At 30.5% G+C, this 16,541-nt stretch carries 16 protein-coding genes and 1 tRNA gene; 8 read left to right on the plus strand and 9 right to left on the minus strand.

What is annotated here, in order from left to right:
* Nucleotides 1-25: 25 nt before the first annotated feature.
* Nucleotides 26-862: an alpha/beta hydrolase gene (locus tag HN587_05870; GenBank protein MBT7903364.1), complete on the minus strand. Its 837-nt coding sequence runs from the start codon at nucleotides 860-862 to the stop codon at nucleotides 26-28.
* Between the two features lie 179 nt (nucleotides 863-1,041).
* Here HN587_05870 and HN587_05875 point away from each other — a divergent pair, with 179 nt between their 5' ends.
* On the plus strand, nucleotides 1,042-1,920 hold the full coding sequence (locus tag HN587_05875; GenBank protein ID MBT7903365.1) for a hypothetical protein: 879 nt from the start codon (nucleotides 1,042-1,044) through the stop codon (nucleotides 1,918-1,920).
* Between the two features lie 81 nt (nucleotides 1,921-2,001).
* Nucleotides 2,002-3,087, plus strand: coding sequence for a mechanosensitive ion channel (locus HN587_05880; protein MBT7903366.1), 1,086 nt, complete (start codon nucleotides 2,002-2,004; stop codon nucleotides 3,085-3,087).
* Nucleotides 3,088-3,250: 163 nt separating this feature from the next.
* On the opposite strand, the gene scpB is transcribed toward HN587_05880, so the two are convergent.
* From scpB to HN587_05895, 3 genes are all read right to left on the minus strand, one after another.
* Entirely contained in the window at nucleotides 3,251-4,597 is a 1,347-nt protein-coding gene (gene scpB / locus HN587_05885) for an SMC-Scp complex subunit ScpB (protein MBT7903367.1), read from the minus strand.
* Between the two features lie 309 nt (nucleotides 4,598-4,906).
* On the minus strand, nucleotides 4,907-5,587 hold the full coding sequence (locus HN587_05890; protein ID MBT7903368.1) for a hypothetical protein: 681 nt from the start codon (nucleotides 5,585-5,587) through the stop codon (nucleotides 4,907-4,909).
* Between the two features lie 117 nt (nucleotides 5,588-5,704).
* Nucleotides 5,705-6,883 (minus strand): hypothetical protein, encoded by a 1,179-nt coding sequence (locus HN587_05895; protein ID MBT7903369.1) that lies wholly within the window; start codon nucleotides 6,881-6,883, stop codon nucleotides 5,705-5,707.
* A 240-nt stretch (nucleotides 6,884-7,123) separates the two neighbouring features.
* Between HN587_05895 and HN587_05900 the strand changes: the two genes are divergently transcribed.
* The 4 genes from HN587_05900 (at nucleotide 7,124) to HN587_05915 (ending at nucleotide 9,718) form a co-directional block, all read left to right on the plus strand.
* Nucleotides 7,124-8,005, plus strand: coding sequence for a hypothetical protein (locus tag HN587_05900; GenBank protein ID MBT7903370.1), 882 nt, complete (start codon nucleotides 7,124-7,126; stop codon nucleotides 8,003-8,005).
* A 10-nt stretch (nucleotides 8,006-8,015) separates the two neighbouring features.
* Nucleotides 8,016-8,246 carry a hypothetical protein gene (locus tag HN587_05905; protein MBT7903371.1) on the plus strand — a complete coding sequence of 77 codons (231 nt, stop codon included), beginning with the start codon at nucleotides 8,016-8,018 and terminating at the stop codon, nucleotides 8,244-8,246.
* Nucleotides 8,247-8,248: 2 nt separating this feature from the next.
* Nucleotides 8,249-8,590 carry a hypothetical protein gene (locus tag HN587_05910; protein MBT7903372.1) on the plus strand — a complete coding sequence of 114 codons (342 nt, stop codon included), beginning with the start codon at nucleotides 8,249-8,251 and terminating at the stop codon, nucleotides 8,588-8,590.
* 84 nt (nucleotides 8,591-8,674) lie between these two features.
* Nucleotides 8,675-9,718 (plus strand): class I SAM-dependent methyltransferase family protein, encoded by a 1,044-nt coding sequence (locus tag HN587_05915; GenBank protein ID MBT7903373.1) that lies wholly within the window; start codon nucleotides 8,675-8,677, stop codon nucleotides 9,716-9,718.
* Between the two features lie 249 nt (nucleotides 9,719-9,967).
* Here HN587_05915 and HN587_05920 read toward each other — a convergent pair whose 3' ends face one another.
* Nucleotides 9,968-11,332 (minus strand): RNase J family beta-CASP ribonuclease, encoded by a 1,365-nt coding sequence (locus tag HN587_05920; GenBank protein ID MBT7903374.1) that lies wholly within the window; start codon nucleotides 11,330-11,332, stop codon nucleotides 9,968-9,970.
* A 187-nt stretch (nucleotides 11,333-11,519) separates the two neighbouring features.
* Here HN587_05920 and HN587_05925 point away from each other — a divergent pair.
* Nucleotides 11,520-11,724 (plus strand) — tRNA-Leu (locus HN587_05925).
* Between the two features lie 42 nt (nucleotides 11,725-11,766).
* Here the strand turns inward: HN587_05925 and HN587_05930 are convergent.
* The 3 genes from HN587_05930 to endA form a co-directional block, all read right to left on the minus strand.
* On the minus strand, nucleotides 11,767-12,801 hold the full coding sequence (locus HN587_05930) for a flap endonuclease-1 (protein MBT7903375.1): 1,035 nt from the start codon (nucleotides 12,799-12,801) through the stop codon (nucleotides 11,767-11,769).
* A gap of 110 nt (nucleotides 12,802-12,911) precedes the next feature.
* Nucleotides 12,912-14,189 carry a hypothetical protein gene (locus HN587_05935; GenBank protein ID MBT7903376.1) on the minus strand — a complete coding sequence of 426 codons (1,278 nt, stop codon included), beginning with the start codon at nucleotides 14,187-14,189 and terminating at the stop codon, nucleotides 12,912-12,914.
* Nucleotides 14,190-14,304: 115 nt separating this feature from the next.
* Entirely contained in the window at nucleotides 14,305-14,835 is a 531-nt protein-coding gene (endA, locus tag HN587_05940) for a tRNA-intron lyase (protein MBT7903377.1), read from the minus strand.
* A 581-nt stretch (nucleotides 14,836-15,416) separates the two neighbouring features.
* Between endA and rnz the strand changes: the two genes are divergently transcribed.
* Nucleotides 15,417-16,295 (plus strand): ribonuclease Z, encoded by an 879-nt coding sequence (gene rnz, locus HN587_05945; protein ID MBT7903378.1) that lies wholly within the window; start codon nucleotides 15,417-15,419, stop codon nucleotides 16,293-16,295.
* An 80-nt stretch (nucleotides 16,296-16,375) separates the two neighbouring features.
* On the opposite strand, the gene HN587_05950 is transcribed toward rnz, so the two are convergent.
* On the minus strand, nucleotides 16,376-16,513 hold the full coding sequence (locus HN587_05950; protein MBT7903379.1) for a hypothetical protein: 138 nt from the start codon (nucleotides 16,511-16,513) through the stop codon (nucleotides 16,376-16,378).
* Between the last annotated feature and the right edge of the window lie 28 nt (nucleotides 16,514-16,541).

The raw sequence follows: 16,541 nt of genomic DNA on the forward strand, positions 1-16,541 counted from the left end.
TTTTGATCAGAATACCCCGAGAGATTCACTTAATAAATTCTTGAATTCTAGTAATAACTTGTTTGGGATCTGAAACTATAACTGTGTGATCAGCACCAGTTAAAATTCTTAACTTAATTTTTTTATTCATCGCTTTAATATCTTTAGAAAGTTTAATTGGCACTGTTTGATCTTTTTCACCTGCTAAAAGCAATGTTGGAACTTTAAGATGTTTTAACGTATAATTTATTTTTTTTTTATTACAGTTAATATAATTTTCAATAATGTCTAAAACTTCAACTATGCTTTTAATCGGAGTCATATGTACAAGATAAGAAACTAAATGCATATTTTTTAAATTTTCTGGCTCAGATAAATCATACTCCTTATGATTAATAATCGAAAACTTATGTGTTTTGGAATGCTCTGCAAAAAATCTCATAAATTTTGATAAAAAAGGAGTAAGATTTAAAATACGATTATGATCAAATGGGCATACCGATGCAGTTTCTATTAATATCAGATATGTTGGATAAATTGTTTTATATGTCATGCAATAATTAATTGCAATTGCACCGCCCAGACTATGACCTATAAGTGCATATTTTTTTATTTTATGTTTTTTTAATAATTCCCTTAAATCTTTAGCAAAATAAGCTGCCATATAATTTTTAAACTTTGCAGGTGCATCAGATAAACCATGCCCCCTAAAATCAAACGCTAAAGTTGAGTATCCTTTTTTTTGAAAATAAGTCATTTCTTTTTGCCAGATAGTTAAATTACCTCCAACACCATGTAAAAAAACTAACGTTAATGGATTATCACCTTTATGATGATCATAATAAATTTTTGTTTTGTCAAAAGAAGTTAAATAGGATCCCATAAACAGCACCATAATAATTTCAATTTATAAATGTTTTTAAAATAATTACGATATGATAATTAAAACATATAAATCAATATAACAAAATATATTCTCGAATCACTATTATTGAGTGGAATAAAACATATAAACGCTTCAGGTCTTAAATAAATAATAAGAGAAACTAAGAGGAGATATTAATGAGTTCTGAACCAAAAAAAAATGAAACTGTTCTAGAAACAGATCCAACAAAATTAAGAAAAGTACACATTGTTCTTGAAGATATTGATGAATTACGCGATGCAATCGTTTCTCAACTAGATCGAAGTTTTGCAAATTTTAGAAAAGGAACTCCTGGAAGTTTAGAATTTGAAGCATCCACACCTCAAGAAATAGTTTGCTTTCCAACACTTTACAACTTTTTAGAAGAAGCAACATTTGATCCTAATGCAGTTTATACCTGGTCAAATGATTGGCACTACACAACTGAACAAGACATGAAAGACCCATATAATAGTGCACGTGCAATAATTATTACTCTTGCCGGAATACTTGGAAGTTATGATGTAATGTTAAGACAAGATCAAACTGTTTTACCTGATACTGACACAATAGGATTTTTGTTTCCAGAATATCAAGAAGTTCAAAGAGTTTTAGCCGATGACAAACTAACAAAATTAAAACAATATTTAAGAAACACTGCAGGAATGTCAATTAACACCGCATATCCTTCAGACGCAATATTTGATATGAGTACAATCGCAACTTTTTCAGCAGTTGGAAACACAACCGCGCCAGTTTTACTCTATCAGGAAAAAAATCCAGCATCCTTTGAAATGCAAATGTATAACATGGCTTTTGCAGCAATAATTGCTCGACGAGGATTTCAAAATGGACTCCCAATAGTGGGTGAAGCACACCAATACTCTCCAGAGGATTTAGCTCGTAGAATAGAACTTGATCCTGAGATTGCAAATCAATTTGGTATTGCGCGAGGCCTTAGCGGAAATGTTCTTGAACAATTTGTTGAAGAATTTCCAATCGGAAGATATTTCAAACACGAGAAAAAACAGACGTGAATACCTACTGTTGTGAGAATATCATTAAACTTACTCTAAAAACAAAAACATTTTTATAATCTAGTTTATAAAGTAGGTTTAGTGATAGATATAATTATGATTCTCAGTAATGAATATTTACGATTCGTATTAATTCTTACGCTTTTTTTTGGTCTTGCTTGGCTTGTCGACTGGATTTTAACAAAATATGTTCAAAAATATGTTGAAAGTACAAAAACAAGCATTGATGATTTAATTGTTGAAATAATTAGGGGACCCGTACATTTTTACATAATTGTTGGCGGAATATACTTAGCATTCAAATCACTAAGCGTGATTGGATCATATGCTAATTGGCTAAACAAAGGATTTATTGTCATTTCTATATGGGTCGGAGCCACAATCATTGCAAGTCTTGTTGCAGCACTAATTGATTATTGGTTAGAATCCCATAAGCGGTTTAAAAAAACACCTCAACTACTTAATAAAATATTTACAATCACAATTTATTTTCTCGCACTAATCATAATACTAGGATACTTCAATGTTGAAATTACACCTCTCCTTGCAACACTAGGAGTTGGAGGTCTTGCAATCGGTCTTGCATTACAAAAAACATTATCCGATTTTTTTGCAGGACTAAACATAATCTCTGAACGACAAATAAATGTTGGAGATCATGTACAAATAGAAAACGAAAAAATCTCAGGATATATTGATGATATTGGTTGGAGATCAACAAAAATAAAATCATTAAGAAATAATATGATCATAGTTCCTAATTCTAGTCTATCAAACAGCATAGTTACAAATAACAAAATGCCACACGATGAAATGTCAATTATCATTAAATGTGGAGTTGCATATAGCTCAAATTTAAATCAAGTTGAAAAAATAACTCTTGATGTTGCAAAAAAAATACAGAAAAAAATTGAAGGTGCAAAAAAAGAATTTGAACCTTTAGTTAGATTTCACACATTTGGAGAGTCAAACATTGAATTTAGCATAATTTTACGTGTTGAACATTTTGTTGACCAATACAGAGTTAAACATGAATTTATCAAAGCATTAAAAGACCGATATGACCAAGAAAACATAGAAATTAGTTGGCCTGTAAGAAAAATTTATTATGATAATCAGGTAGCAAATAAATTAAAATTGCAAACTAAACCTGTTCGAAAGAAATAAAATAATTACTTAATCTCGCCAATCATATGTTCTCTAACTATAAACGTTCTTCCGCAATAAACACAACGTTTTTTTTTATCGCTCAGAATTCTAGATGTAGTATGATATTTCATATTATTTTTACACGCAGGGCATTGAAGTAAAAAGAAAAATTTTTCCATTTTTAATTAGAATCGTGTTTAATAGGCATTGCATCTTCAGGAACACTCATCCCTTCAGAAGAAGAATCGTTTTTATTAGATTCGGATTTTTCAGTATTTTCTGACTCACTATTTTTTGACTCTTTTTTTTGAGAATCATTTTCGCCATCATTTTGATTCGAATTAGTTTGTGCAGGATCTTGTGCTAGTTCTTGTTCTGGACGTTCAGTTGCCTTAACACTTTCTCCCTCGATAAAATCTTCAAGTTCCGGATGAAGATTTCGATCCTCAAAAATATCATCTTTAACAACAACATCTTTTTTAACTGGTAAATCTTTATGAGTTTCTAGTAGTTGATCTGCAAGTTCTTTTGCGTGATCTGAATTATTTTTTTCTAAATCCTCTTCGAGTAATTTTGCTGATCCATCAACTTCAGAGTTAGACTTATCTGATTCGAAACCATTATTTGAGTTAGAATCAGCTTCATTTCCAGACGTAGATTCGCCCCCTGCTACTTCAACAGACTCAGCCTCTTGGTTTTCAGATTGTGAAGGAATAGGTACAACATCCAAATCTCCAATTTTTTCAGCAGGTTCTTGTGCTTTATTTTTGCCAGAATCATCATCAGAAATTATTTGTACTTTTTCTAAAGGAACTGCAGAGTCATATGTTTCAAGAGATCCAACTTTTTCACCCTCTACGTTATCTTTTTTTGTTGTGTCACCCAATTTATCTAGATTCGCATCTTGATTTTTGGTGTCAATTATTTTTTCTGGATCTTGTGGAAGTGCTAATTGAGCTTGAGATGAACCATCAAGTTTATTCTCGTAATCTTCCACTTTCTTTTGTGGAAGGACATTTTTTAAATCTGCAAAATCTTTGAATACTTCTTTAATTGCTTTTTTATGAGGTAGATCGAAATAATCCAAAAACTTTTGAGTGGTTTTGAGAAGATAAGATCTCCCTTGACGTTCTTTAGACAGAAATCCTTGCTCAACTAAATCTTTAATATGTTCATATGCTTTATTAGATCTAATATTTACTACTTCTGCTTGCAAAATTGGTTGTTTCCACGCAACAATTGCTAATGTTTCAAGAATTGCTTTAGACATTTCAGTGTGAGGATTAATACTATGAACAATTCCCAAATATTTTTCGCGAACTATTAATTTCCAACCATCTCCCTCTTCTATAAGACTTATAGGTGAATTTCGAGTTTTATAATCTGATTTGATGTCATTTACGGTTTCTTTTACTAATCCGTCTTCTTTAATGTCTAATAAAAGTTTAATTTCAGTTAAAGTAATTACTCTACCACTAGAAAAAAGAATTGCTTCAATTTCATTTTTTAATTCTGAAAATTCAGCCATTTAAATTATCCACCTCGTTTGAAAACCAAAATAAAATATAATAATGTACAATAAAATATAATCCAATAATTGGTTATTTAAATCAATAATTGTTTATTTAAATCAATAATTGTTTATTTAAATCAATAATTCCATAATAATCCAACAATAACCCAATATTTTGAACTATTAAAACATTTGAAAAAAATAAACTAATATGAGTATATAAATATTATTTATCTAAAGCTCAATTTAATAAGTATTTTATAATTTGATTGAAACTTATTTTAAAATTAATAACTGCAATCATATTGTTACTTCTTACCTAACTTACTTCTTACCTAATTTAAGCATTGAAGAGTAAACATCTCCCTTTTTTTCAATAACTTTCTCTTTTACTAATTGACCTAAAAAGTTTTCAATTTTATCTGCCGGAATACCCACATTTTTAGAAATTTGTTCAAGAGATAACTCTTTGTTTTGAAGTGAAAAAACAATAAAATTTCGAACTAAATTAATACTGTTTTTATCCATAAGTTTAACGTGCGCAGACATTTCTTTTACTCTCATATCTGCAAAGTGAAGTCTTGCTATAAGATCTAACATTAAATCTGACAAATCTTTTGCACCAATCATTGATTCTGTTGGTTCTAAAACATCAATAGACGATGGAGTGAAATCAAAAACAAAACTTAACAAATCTTTAGGAGATTTAACCCAGAATTCTACTTCCGCAAATGCAGTCAACAATTTCTCATTATCTTTAACAGGTGTTGCTTCAAACGATTCTTCAAATGTCACTTCTAAATATTTTTCTTCATTAACTTTATCTAGAACTCCATCCAATGTTTTCTCAACATATTCTTTAGGCGCACCTAAAACCTCAATTAAAGCTTTTACCAATAACTCGCCTTTAGCCATCCTTTCTTTAGGAGACATAACTGGAGCTTCTTCCTCTTCTACTGCTTCAGATTTATTTTTTTTACGCTTAGTTGATTCTTTAATTGCCATACTTTAATCAAAAAAGATACTGACTTATATATCTTTCTGAAAATAAAAACCCCTCAATACTGTGCTTAGAAGATCTGTACCTGCGAAATTGAATAAAATTTAAAAAAAATGAATCTATTAAAGTTTTTTGAAAATGAGTAAAACTAAAAGAACTGCAAATAATAAAATGAATATAAAAACTAGAAGAGATCTTGCTTTGGCAGAACTTGATCTATAACTGTCAGATGAGTTCATTTTTGAAAAATTTGCAGGAAATTTTGATTTAAAATCAATAATATGTTGATCTAAATTTAACGAATTATTTAATTTATTTAACGAATTATTTGTTGGAATTACAATTAACTCTTTAGTTAACAAATAAGGTGTTTTTCTATTTGATGAATTAATAACAATTCTTAACTTAAACATTCCGGCTTTTATAACTGAATTATTAAGAGTAAAAGATACATTTGAAAATTTAGGCAAAATTAAATCTTTACGATTATCTGTTTTTTTACCTTGCGAATAATGTTTGCTACTTTTAAAAACATAAGAATATACGGAAAATATCAAATCCTCATCTCGAAAATTTTGAGCAGAAATATTAATTGTAAATGACTGATTGACAAATACTTTTGATGGTGCTGAAATAATTGAAAAGTTCAAATTAGTTGATTTTGTGTTTGTTTTTTTAGGAGAGGGTATTGATTTTTGTGTTGAAGTGATCGATTGAGAGTTAATTGATTGATTTATGAACTGAGCATTACAATCCCCGTTAGCACTCCCCTCATCATAGACCTCACATTCCTCAGAATTATTCAAATCACATTCTTTTAAGACATCTAACTCTGCTAACTCCAATTTCACGTCGAGATCAAACCCCGTAATTCGTAAAAAAACTGATTGATTTTTAGCAAGACAACTTAAATAAAAAGGAAAATTAATAGTTTTGGAATGATTTGAAAATTTATTTTGAAATTTTTCTTTTTTTGTAGGAGTTAATTTTTTTAGTTTCGAATCTAACAAATCAAAATACAATGTAGTCTTTCTAGAATCTAATTTAACAAACAAGTAATCAACCAATAACTCATTCGCATTAGTGTTTTTTGAAATATTAATAATATTTATTCGTGCTTGATCATTTTCCCCAGAAAATAACACTTTTTGTGGAATTTGATATATATTTTGAGACGAATCACCCATATTGCTTTCACCCACTAATAATTTTAGACTAATTTCATTTTCAGGATTGTTAATTTGATATTTGGCGATGTTAATTATTGAAGCAGTATCGCCACCAGAGAATATTATAACCACGATTAACAAAAATATTTTTAAACACAATTTTAAAAAAATATTAGTCTGCATGTGTTACTAGCGAAGAAATTATTTAATTAATTTTTACTGGAAAAAACCGTAAAAAGAATTAACTTAGTCGGAAAAACTAATTTTATTGCTACTTCAAAGTTTGTTACCATTATAGAATACTCGATAAAGTTTTAATACTAAGCAAGGATAAAGTATTTAAACGTAACTATATGTTGTCGTGGGGGTAACATGTCTTTTTTGGAATCAATTAAAAATAAATCTAACAATGGAGAACCTGAATTAGATTTGCCACCATTACCAACAGAAGATGAATTTAATTCTCAAGATTTTTCCCAAGAACTTAATCAGTTCCCACAAGACAATATGAATCCAACTAACACTCAACAAACAACAGTACCCGAGTTAGATAATCAAGGACTTCCTCCATTACCTCAACAAGTTCAATTTCCCACTCAACCTAATGCAGGACATGATATGAGCACAATTCCACCACTAGACTTAGGTAATAAAAAATTTCCCATCCCCCCTCCAAACGAAAATTCACTTCCAAAATTACCACCAATTAATCCTATGAACGCGTCCTCTGCAGTCGCACCCCAACCAATACAACAATATCCGCAACCAGGACAGATTGGAAATTCTCCTGTTGAAAATACTAACAATTACCCACCTACACAACCTATGCCACAACCAAACTCACAAAATCAAGTCACTCAAATTCCCGAAGTTCCCGATCTCGACGATCTTCCAGAACCAGTTTCACAGTCAACACGTCAAGAAAATTCACAAACCAACTTTAACTCTAATTCGCAAATTCCAAAATCAGTACCTTCTCTTGAAGGATTTCCAAACATATACGAAGAAATTAATCAAATGCCACAGTCACAAAGAATGGCATCAGGACCAGTTTTTGTTTTACTTGACGATTATCGAAACATACTAGATAATTTTAATCAAATCAAAATTAAATTTAAAGAAGAAGAAACAAAATTTACTGCAATCAATAATATCAAAATTAAAAAAGAAATAAAACTCGAAGCATTTAGAGAAACCATCGAGGACATACAGCGAAAATTATTATTTATAGATAAAGTCCTATTTGAAGGATAAAGAGGTAAAAATGGAACGAAGTGCACCAGTATTTGTAAAAATAGATGAATACAAAGACGTCTTAGACATAATTGATTTAGTTAAAAATAAAATCGGTGAAGCAAAACATCTTATCAACCAAATCAATGAAATAAAAAATCAAGAAGATACTGAACTTGAAATGTGGTATAATGAAATTAATGACATTGAAAGAAAAGTAGACTATGTGGATAAAACACTAGTTAAACCTGAAAATACATAAAAATGGCAGAAGGAGAATTTTTTGTACAAATACCTGACGGCACAGAAGTGCGACGAATCTTACTTGAAGATAGCAAACAAATAATTCAAATTCTACAAAGATACGAACAATTTAAAGCACATAGAATCCACAAACAAGAACTCATTAGCAAACTCCGCGATATAAATCAATCAATTCAAGTTTTATTACAAAAATTAGAAGAAGAAATGCCAAAAACAAATATGCGTGTAAAATTAACCAAACGAAAAAAAGAACCAATTAGAAGTCAAAAAACAAAAGAATTACAACAATTAGAACAATCACTTGCAGACATAGAACGAAAGATCTCATCTGTACGAAAATAAAAACTAATTCTCTCATAAAACTAGTTATTAAGTTAATAAATATAATCAGTTAGCTTTTTAAATCGTTACTCGTTTACAAGAAAAATGACAAAAGTAACTTGTGTTAGCGTTGTATTACAAAAAGCTGAAGATGTAAAGAATTTTTTACTTGAAAAAAATCTATTTAATAAAGATTATTCTTTCAAAAAATATGAAAATAGAATTTGCTTCCCAATAATTCAATCAAAAGAAAGCAACCAAATGATTCTAGACAAGTTCGATTTTGTAACATTTGAAGAACTAGAATTACAAGAAACTAGATATCCTCAAAATTTAAAAGACTCACTAAAAGAAAAATTAACAAAAGAAGAATTAGGTTTTTTAAAAACTTCATACGATGTTGTTGGAACAATTGCAATACTTGAAATTGATGCACCACTTGATAAAAAAGAAAAAATTATTGCAGATGAAATTCTTAAAACAAACAAAAACATAAAAACAGTAGTAAAAAAGGCAGATAAACACGACGGAGAATTTAGAACTCAAAAAATGACCTACATTGCCGGCGAAGAAACACTCGAAACATCATATCAAGAACATAATGTGCGACTAAAACTAAATGTTGAAGAAGTATATTTTTCACCAAGACTCTCAACTGAACGAAAAAGAATATATGAAAAGATTACGAAGGGAGAAGATGTTTTAGTTATGTTTAGTGGTTGTGCACCTTATCCTTGCGTTCTTTCAAAAAATAGTTCTGCTGCCAATATTTTAGGAGTTGAAATAAATCCAGTAGGACACAAATATGGAATTGAAAATATTAAATTAAACAAACTAACCAATGTTAAATTAATTAATGGCGATGTACGCGAAATTGTTCCAAAGCTAGAAGAAAAATTTGATCGAATACTTATGCCACTACCAAAAACTGCAGAAGAATTTTTAGATACAGCACTTTGCGTTGCAAAAAAAGGAACAATAGTTCACTTATACGCCTTTTTACATGAAGACAATTTTAAAGAAGCACACGATGCAATAGACATTGCCTGCAAGAATAAAGGATTTAAGTATAAACTACTTGAGACAGTCAAATGCGGGCAACACGCGCCAAGAGTATATAGAATCTGTGTTGATTTTGAGATACTTTAAACTTTAGAACTCATTTAAAAGAATTTCTGGAAAGCTTTTTATAATGCCCTGAGTTATTCAATAATTAAGTAGTGTAAACCTGCGATGATTTAGTGAACACCAGCTGAGCCTTGCGGCGATGATGGACGGTAGTAACTTAAGAGCGGGGCACAAATACTTTACAAAAATAGAAATTACTCAACAAACAAATTCTAACCGAAAAAAATATGTTAAAACTCAAAAAAAAATCTTACGCTAAAGAAAAAATAATTAATCGACAAAATCTATAAACTGCCCATCTTGAATTATGTGAACTTGTTTTTCAGTTTCATAACCCATTTCTTGACAAAGATCAACAAGTGCAGTCTTCATACTCAAATTACCATGCGCAGGAATAATATGTTTTGGTTTTACCATATTAATCAAATCTCTCAAATCTTCTCTTGCTGCATGACCACTAACATGAATTTTTTTAAAGAGTCTCACTCCTTTCTTTTTTATTTTCTCTTCTAAAATCTTACGATTTGCAATATTAATAGTTGTTGGAATCACATCACAACTAAAAATAATATGATCTTCTTTTTCTAGTTCAAACTTAAATTCACCAGAAATAATTCTTGACAAAACAGATTTAGGCTCGGCTTGATGACCTGTGCACACAATCAAATACTTAGAACGATCTTTTTTGACCTCTTCTAACATACGAGCAATTTTCTTTTTATAACAAATAACTGTTGCTTCACGAGAAAAATCAACTATTTTAATTGCTTCTGCAGCACCCACATACTTACCTAAACTACGACCTAAAAGAATAACTTTTCGCTCCAATTTATTACCAAACTCAATAATTGATTTGAGTCTTGCTATATGACTAGAAAAAGTTGTGACAATAACTGCTTTACCCTCGCTATTACAACAAAGCATAACATCTTTTAGTAATTCACGCGCTACTTGCTCTGAAGGAGTCTTACCATCATTATTTGCACGCGTACAATCAACAATTAATGCAACCACTTTTGATTTGGGATCCTCAGAGTTTTCAGAAATTTCCCCAATTCTTTTTAATTTTTCAAAATTAGGTTTTTTACCAAGAGTAGGATTATTATCAAACTTAAAATCATTACCATAAATAACTTTACCATACTTAGTATGAACAATCACCATCACAGTCTGAGGAGTACTATGCGTCATGTTAACAAATTCAATAGTGATATTATCAGAAATTTTATAAGAACAATTAACATTTAAAACTTTAATTTCATTATTAAGTTTTATTTTTTCATCTTTACAAATTCTAAAAATAACTTCTGCAGTAAATGGCGTGCAAATGATTGGAGACGTAAATTTATTTGACATAAAAGGAATTGCTCCAACATGATCCAGATGTGCGTGAGTTGGAATAATTGCTTTTACTAATTTTTTCCATTTTTTAATTGGTTCAATATCAGGAATTGCGCCAATTTTAGATAATGCATATGCACTCAAATCAACATTGTCTGCATCTTCAGTATAATTCACATAAGCATCCAGATGAAGCCCCATATCAAGAATTACTACCTCATCATCAACTCGCACTGCAGTCATGTTTTTACCAACTTCATTAAATCCTCCCACACCACAAATTTGTAAAGTCATGAAAAAAGATTCAGGATAATTTGTTTATAAATCTTTGGAAGAAAAAGAAACTGAATTTGATTGAAAGCAGATGACTGCAATAAGTTTTATATATCACTGCAAGATTTCTTTTACGCAGCGCGAAAGGCTTAAATTGGTTAATTGAACGCTAAACTAATGTTACCTTAAAATTAATGCTTAAAAAAACGTGGGGGTAGCAAAGTATGGTCAAATGCGCTGGACTCAAGTTAAATTTGAGTGATGAGCTTATGCGATGAATAATTACGCATATGACTTTCCTATTATGAGGAATCCAGTCCTTTAGTAGGTTCAGGGGTTCGAAATTAAATATGATTTTTTTAGTGCTTAAAACTAACTAAAAACCATATTTGACGATTGTCCCCTCCCCCACATTTTCTATTTTTTTATCATAAATAATAATTAGAACAATAAAATTAAAAGAAATCTCCAAGACCTTTTTGCGCTGCTTTTTGTTGTTGCTTTTCAAGTTTTTTTAATGCAGACAAAACACGATCTTTGCTAAAATCATGTTCTTCACATAAAATTTTACAAACCCTATCAGGATCAATTGCAGTCCAGGTTAAATCATAATCATCAGTGTGAGGCATTTTTTTAAATAAATAAAATACTTCAGTCCAAGGAAAATCAAAAAAATCATCCCACTTAACTTCTTCAAATAAACTATCAAAATCAGAACCATGTTTTTTAACTAACTTAATTGCATTTTTTGGACCAATACCCCTAATTCCTCCAACATTGAAATCAGTTCCAACTAACATGCCGACAGCAATTAATTGATCTCTATCAATACCTAAATGATTAAGGTTTTCTGCAAGTTCTATTATTTCAGGTTTAATTTGTTCATAAGACAATCTGCCCAACATTTTTTTACGCTCAGAAATAGTTAAATTACGAACCATAATAGGCACTCCAAACATCAAACAATCAAAGTCTTGAGAAATTTCATAATCAACTTCCCCTTTTGAAACCATGTATGCTGCTTGGGCCTCCCCCTCGCTTGGTGCTTGAATAACTGGAATTCCCAGCGCCAATAAAAGTTCTTTTGCTTCACTTACCATTTCAGGACTTAACTTAGCAGTTCTTGCAGCAAATTTTTTCATACCTTCGAGATCGTGCTCAGCTTCCGCTTCTTTAAATTTTTTTTGAGCGTCTGATTTGAGTTGTGCTCGCCTAATACGTTCTTTAGTTTTAAGTTCTGGTGCTTTCCCATCAAAAACAAAAGCAAGTTTCATTCCATGAGACATAAGTTTAGTTGACCTATAAAATAATCCACTAAGATGAGATGTTACTCTACCTTTAGAATCAGTAAGAAGTGCTCCGTCTCTTTGACGAATTGTCGATACAAATTGATATAAAATATTAAATGCATCTACTGCAAACGTTTTATTATTAAATTGATTAATCGACGCTTCTTTTTTCAAAATTAAATCTTTAAGATTAACACCCATTCAAGACACCTTTTAAACTGAATTTAGACTTCTGGTTATTGACTGTGCTCACAAACTTCCCAGCATAAAATATTTATGAATTACAGATTTATGAATTATATATTTACAGTTCAGATATTGTTGATGACCATTCCTTTAAATTCATTAGACAACATTTCTTCTGCTCGCTTAGTTAACTTTCCCGACGTAACAAAAAGAACAGGTAACTTTTTTAATTGTCCTTGAACAAACGCTGAACTTAAATCACCATCATTAATTGTTTTTTTTGATTTAGCTTTACAATAAAAACTAATAACTCCTACTGGACTTGGAACATCAAGTACCAAATCAAGTTCAGAATTTTTTCGAATAATTTTTATGTCAATAAGTTTAATATCATTTGATTTTAAAAATGAACTTATTTGAGACCCGAACTCATCATCAGGAATTTGAGGAAGTGGTTTTTCAAAAGTTTTTTGCGTTTCATTAGAAATTGATTCAAGTTTTGATTTTTTAGGTTTTGGTTTATCCCTCGATATTTCTTTAATTTGAGAAATTTCTTTTCTTAAGTCTGAGATGATAGATTTTTGTTGATTGATAAGATCATTTCTATGTTTTAAAAGAGATTGTTCTAATTCTAAAATTGTTTGATGATCATTAAGTTGAGCTTTAGATGGTACTTCACTATCACTCGTTGTTGAAGGAACCTGACTTTTTTGAGTTAATACTTCAGGCTCCACATTTGGTTGCGCATTAGGTCGGGGTGATTCAACTGGCGTTGGTTGTGCAGGATGAGTTTGAGTAATTGGTTTTTGAGTTGGTTGTATGTGCTCCGCTGCAATTGAATTAGAATTTTCTTTTTGAACCTGAGTGTTTTGCGATTGAACTTGATTATTTTCAGGAACATCTGCTTTTGGAACTTCATCTACTTTTTCAACTTCAGGTGCAGACTTATCTTCAATTCCCAATAATTTTTTAATAAAAACCGAACTCTCATCATTTGATAACAAATACCATTTCCAAAAAATTTCAGTAGAATTATTATGCGAAACTTCTAACGGAATTGCAAAGTCTTTAATTTCTCTTAAACTAACTCGCACCAAAGGAGTCTGAGTTGAATCTTGAAGAATCTTTTTAGATTTTAATAAATCAAAAGTATCACGATCTTTTGCATTAAGTTTATTTGAAAAATTTTGAAGAAGATGTTCTTGACCTGGCTTAAAATACAAAGGAGACCCCCCAAATTTCAAATTTGAAAGCTTTAAAATTTTATTATCAACAAGCTCGGATAACATAGCTGATGTAAACAGAATATTTAGATTTAATTCCTTATTAATATTTGATGGAATAACTGGGCCTTTAATACTTATTAACTGAAGGATCTTAGACTGGTTATCTGGAGCTGCCATAATACAAAATAAAAGAAATCAAAGGTATATAAGTATTTTGATACAAGTGGAAAGTAAAAACAAAAAAAAGTAAATTAAGTTAAAAAAATGATTAGAAATTTAATTATAACTACGTTTATGGTCGCATCCAACGAATTTCCCAGTAAGTAACATCAGTCTCAGCATCAACAACACCGATTAAAAGCCGTTTTTTAGTTGAGTTTGCAACACGATTTTTTGCAGAAAATTCATACCATGAAAAACTATCTGATTCTTTAACAGGATATACTAACCATTTGGCATGATCTTCACCAGGTTTCACACCACGATCGTAAACCCTAAAATCAGCACCAAACTTAAGTGCAGTCTTAACAATATACCCTCTGTTTCTTAAATCCTTAAACACGCAGAATCTAGTCCAGAAATTATTTTCTTTTCTTAACGCTTTTTTAAGAAAATTCTGATCATCAAGTGGCTTATTACGAAGATCAGTAATGACAATACGTTTTTTTTGCATAAGATAATAAGCTTCAATAAGAGATAATTCTACTCTGCTTTCAACAACAACCCCAAATCTACTTTGATTATAAAGTTCTCTTGCTATATCACTATCTTCAGTTAATACTCTTTCCTTAGCAAAAATTGCTTTAACAACTTGTTTTGGCATTTTATATCAGATTGAGAGGGTTATTTATAAAGGTTTGGGGATTTAATAACTTTGTTTAAATAGGATTTATAAAGGAAAATAATATAAATGGATAATGGAAATTAACTAATAATATATTCACTAAAATTGATTGTGCGTACGCCAATTACAAACTCAATCGTACTCGATTATTAAAAAAAACTCAAAACAAAAATAAAATGCAACTAACATTTTTAGGCACCAACTGGTTACGCTCAGCTTGACACGCAACACCCAGTACGATTTCGCAAACTCAATCGTACTCGATTATTAAAAAAAACTCAAAACAAAAATAAAATGCAACTAACATTTTTGGGCACCAACTGGTTACGCTCAGCTTGACACGCAACATCCAGTACGATTTCATAAATTCAATCGTACGCAATTTTAAAAAAAAACTCAAAACAAAAACAAAATGCAACTAACATTTTTGGGCACCAACTGGTTACGCTCAGCTTGACACGCAACATCCAGTACGATTTCATAAACTCAATCGTACGCAATTTTAAAAAAAAACTCAAAACAAAAACAAAATGCAACTAACATTTTTAGGCACTAGTGCCATGGTTCCAACAAAGGAACGAAATGTATCAGGGATTTTTCTAGATTACAAAACAGAAGGAATACTATTTGATTGCGGAGAAGGAACGCAAAGACAGATGAATATAACTGGAATAAAAAGATCAAAGGTTACAAAAATACTAATCAGCCATTGGCATGGAGATCACGTTTCAGGAATTATTGGCCTCATCCAAACAATGGGTTCAGATCAAGTAACTCACACAGTAAGAATATATGGCCCAACAGAAACTAAAAAAAGAGTTGAACATATGATGCAAACTTGCATATTTGATCAAAAAATAGAAATTGAAGTGATGGAACTTGAACCTGTGGGAACAGAAGTATTAAGATTTTTTGAAAACGAAAATTATGCACTAGAATGTGCTGCTCTTGATCATAAACTACCTTGCATAGGATTTAATTTTATTCAAAAAGATCAGCTTAATGTGAGCATGGCAAAAATTAGCAAATTAGGACTGAGTGAAGGCCCATACTTAAGACAAATTAAAGAAGGAAAAGATGTTACTGTAAACGGAATTAAAGTTCTTTGTAAAGATGTAACGTATCTTAAACCAGGAAAAAAAATAAGTTATGTTGCAGATACTCAAACTTGCGAAGGTGCACTGAGACTCGCCGAAAATGCAGACATACTAATAAGTGAATGCGTTTATGCCTCATCAACACACCAAGAAAAAGCAGAACAATACAAACACATGAGCGCAAAAGATGCAGCAATGCTTGCAAATCGGGCAGAAGCAAAAAAATTAATACTCACACACTTTTCTCAAAGATACAAAAACACACAAGACATAGAAGAAGAAGCTAGCATGTACTTTGATAATGTAATTTGTGCAGAAGATTTTATGAAAATAAAAATTTAATTCTTTTCTCGACGAGAAAAATTCATCTGCTTTGTTTAAATTCATAATTTTAAAACAGAAATTGTTAAACTAAAATATAATTAAAATTCCCAAATAGACTTCTGTCCGGCTTTCAAAAGCTGTTCTGCTTCATCATAAGTTATACGTCGTTTATTCATCAAAGCTCTAACTTGAGTTTCAAAAGTTTCTTCTTCAGTTTTTTTTTGCTCACCAAACATCTTAATATAAAATTATTAGAAATGTTAT

The sequence above is a fragment of the Candidatus Woesearchaeota archaeon genome (assembly GCA_018675335.1).
GTDB lineage: Archaea > Nanobdellota > Nanobdellia > Woesearchaeales > UBA11576 > JABJCP01.

Bases quoted from the DNA above. Each gene is read 5' to 3' on its own strand.
- rnz (MBT7903378.1), top strand. From the start codon at position 15,417: ATGGTTCCAACAAAGGAACGAAATGTATCAGGGATTTTTCTAGATTAC.
- HN587_05905 (MBT7903371.1), top strand. From the start codon at position 8,016: ATGGAACGAAGTGCACCAGTATTTGTAAAAATAGATGAATACAAAGAC.
- HN587_05900 (MBT7903370.1), top strand. From the start codon at position 7,124: ATGTCTTTTTTGGAATCAATTAAAAATAAATCTAACAATGGAGAACCT.
- HN587_05870 (MBT7903364.1), bottom strand. From the start codon at position 862: ATGGGATCCTATTTAACTTCTTTTGACAAAACAAAAATTTATTATGAT.
- HN587_05875 (MBT7903365.1), top strand. From the start codon at position 1,042: ATGAGTTCTGAACCAAAAAAAAATGAAACTGTTCTAGAAACAGATCCA.
- HN587_05950 (MBT7903379.1), bottom strand. From the start codon at position 16,513: ATGTTTGGTGAGCAAAAAAAAACTGAAGAAGAAACTTTTGAAACTCAA.
- HN587_05935 (MBT7903376.1), bottom strand. From the start codon at position 14,189: ATGGCAGCTCCAGATAACCAGTCTAAGATCCTTCAGTTAATAAGTATT.
- HN587_05910 (MBT7903372.1), top strand. From the start codon at position 8,249: ATGGCAGAAGGAGAATTTTTTGTACAAATACCTGACGGCACAGAAGTG.
- HN587_05920 (MBT7903374.1), bottom strand. From the start codon at position 11,332: ATGACTTTACAAATTTGTGGTGTGGGAGGATTTAATGAAGTTGGTAAA.
- scpB (MBT7903367.1), bottom strand. From the start codon at position 4,597: ATGGCTGAATTTTCAGAATTAAAAAATGAAATTGAAGCAATTCTTTTT.
- HN587_05890 (MBT7903368.1), bottom strand. From the start codon at position 5,587: ATGGCAATTAAAGAATCAACTAAGCGTAAAAAAAATAAATCTGAAGCA.
- HN587_05915 (MBT7903373.1), top strand. From the start codon at position 8,675: ATGACAAAAGTAACTTGTGTTAGCGTTGTATTACAAAAAGCTGAAGAT.
- endA (MBT7903377.1), bottom strand. From the start codon at position 14,835: ATGCCAAAACAAGTTGTTAAAGCAATTTTTGCTAAGGAAAGAGTATTA.
- HN587_05930 (MBT7903375.1), bottom strand. From the start codon at position 12,801: ATGGGTGTTAATCTTAAAGATTTAATTTTGAAAAAAGAAGCGTCGATT.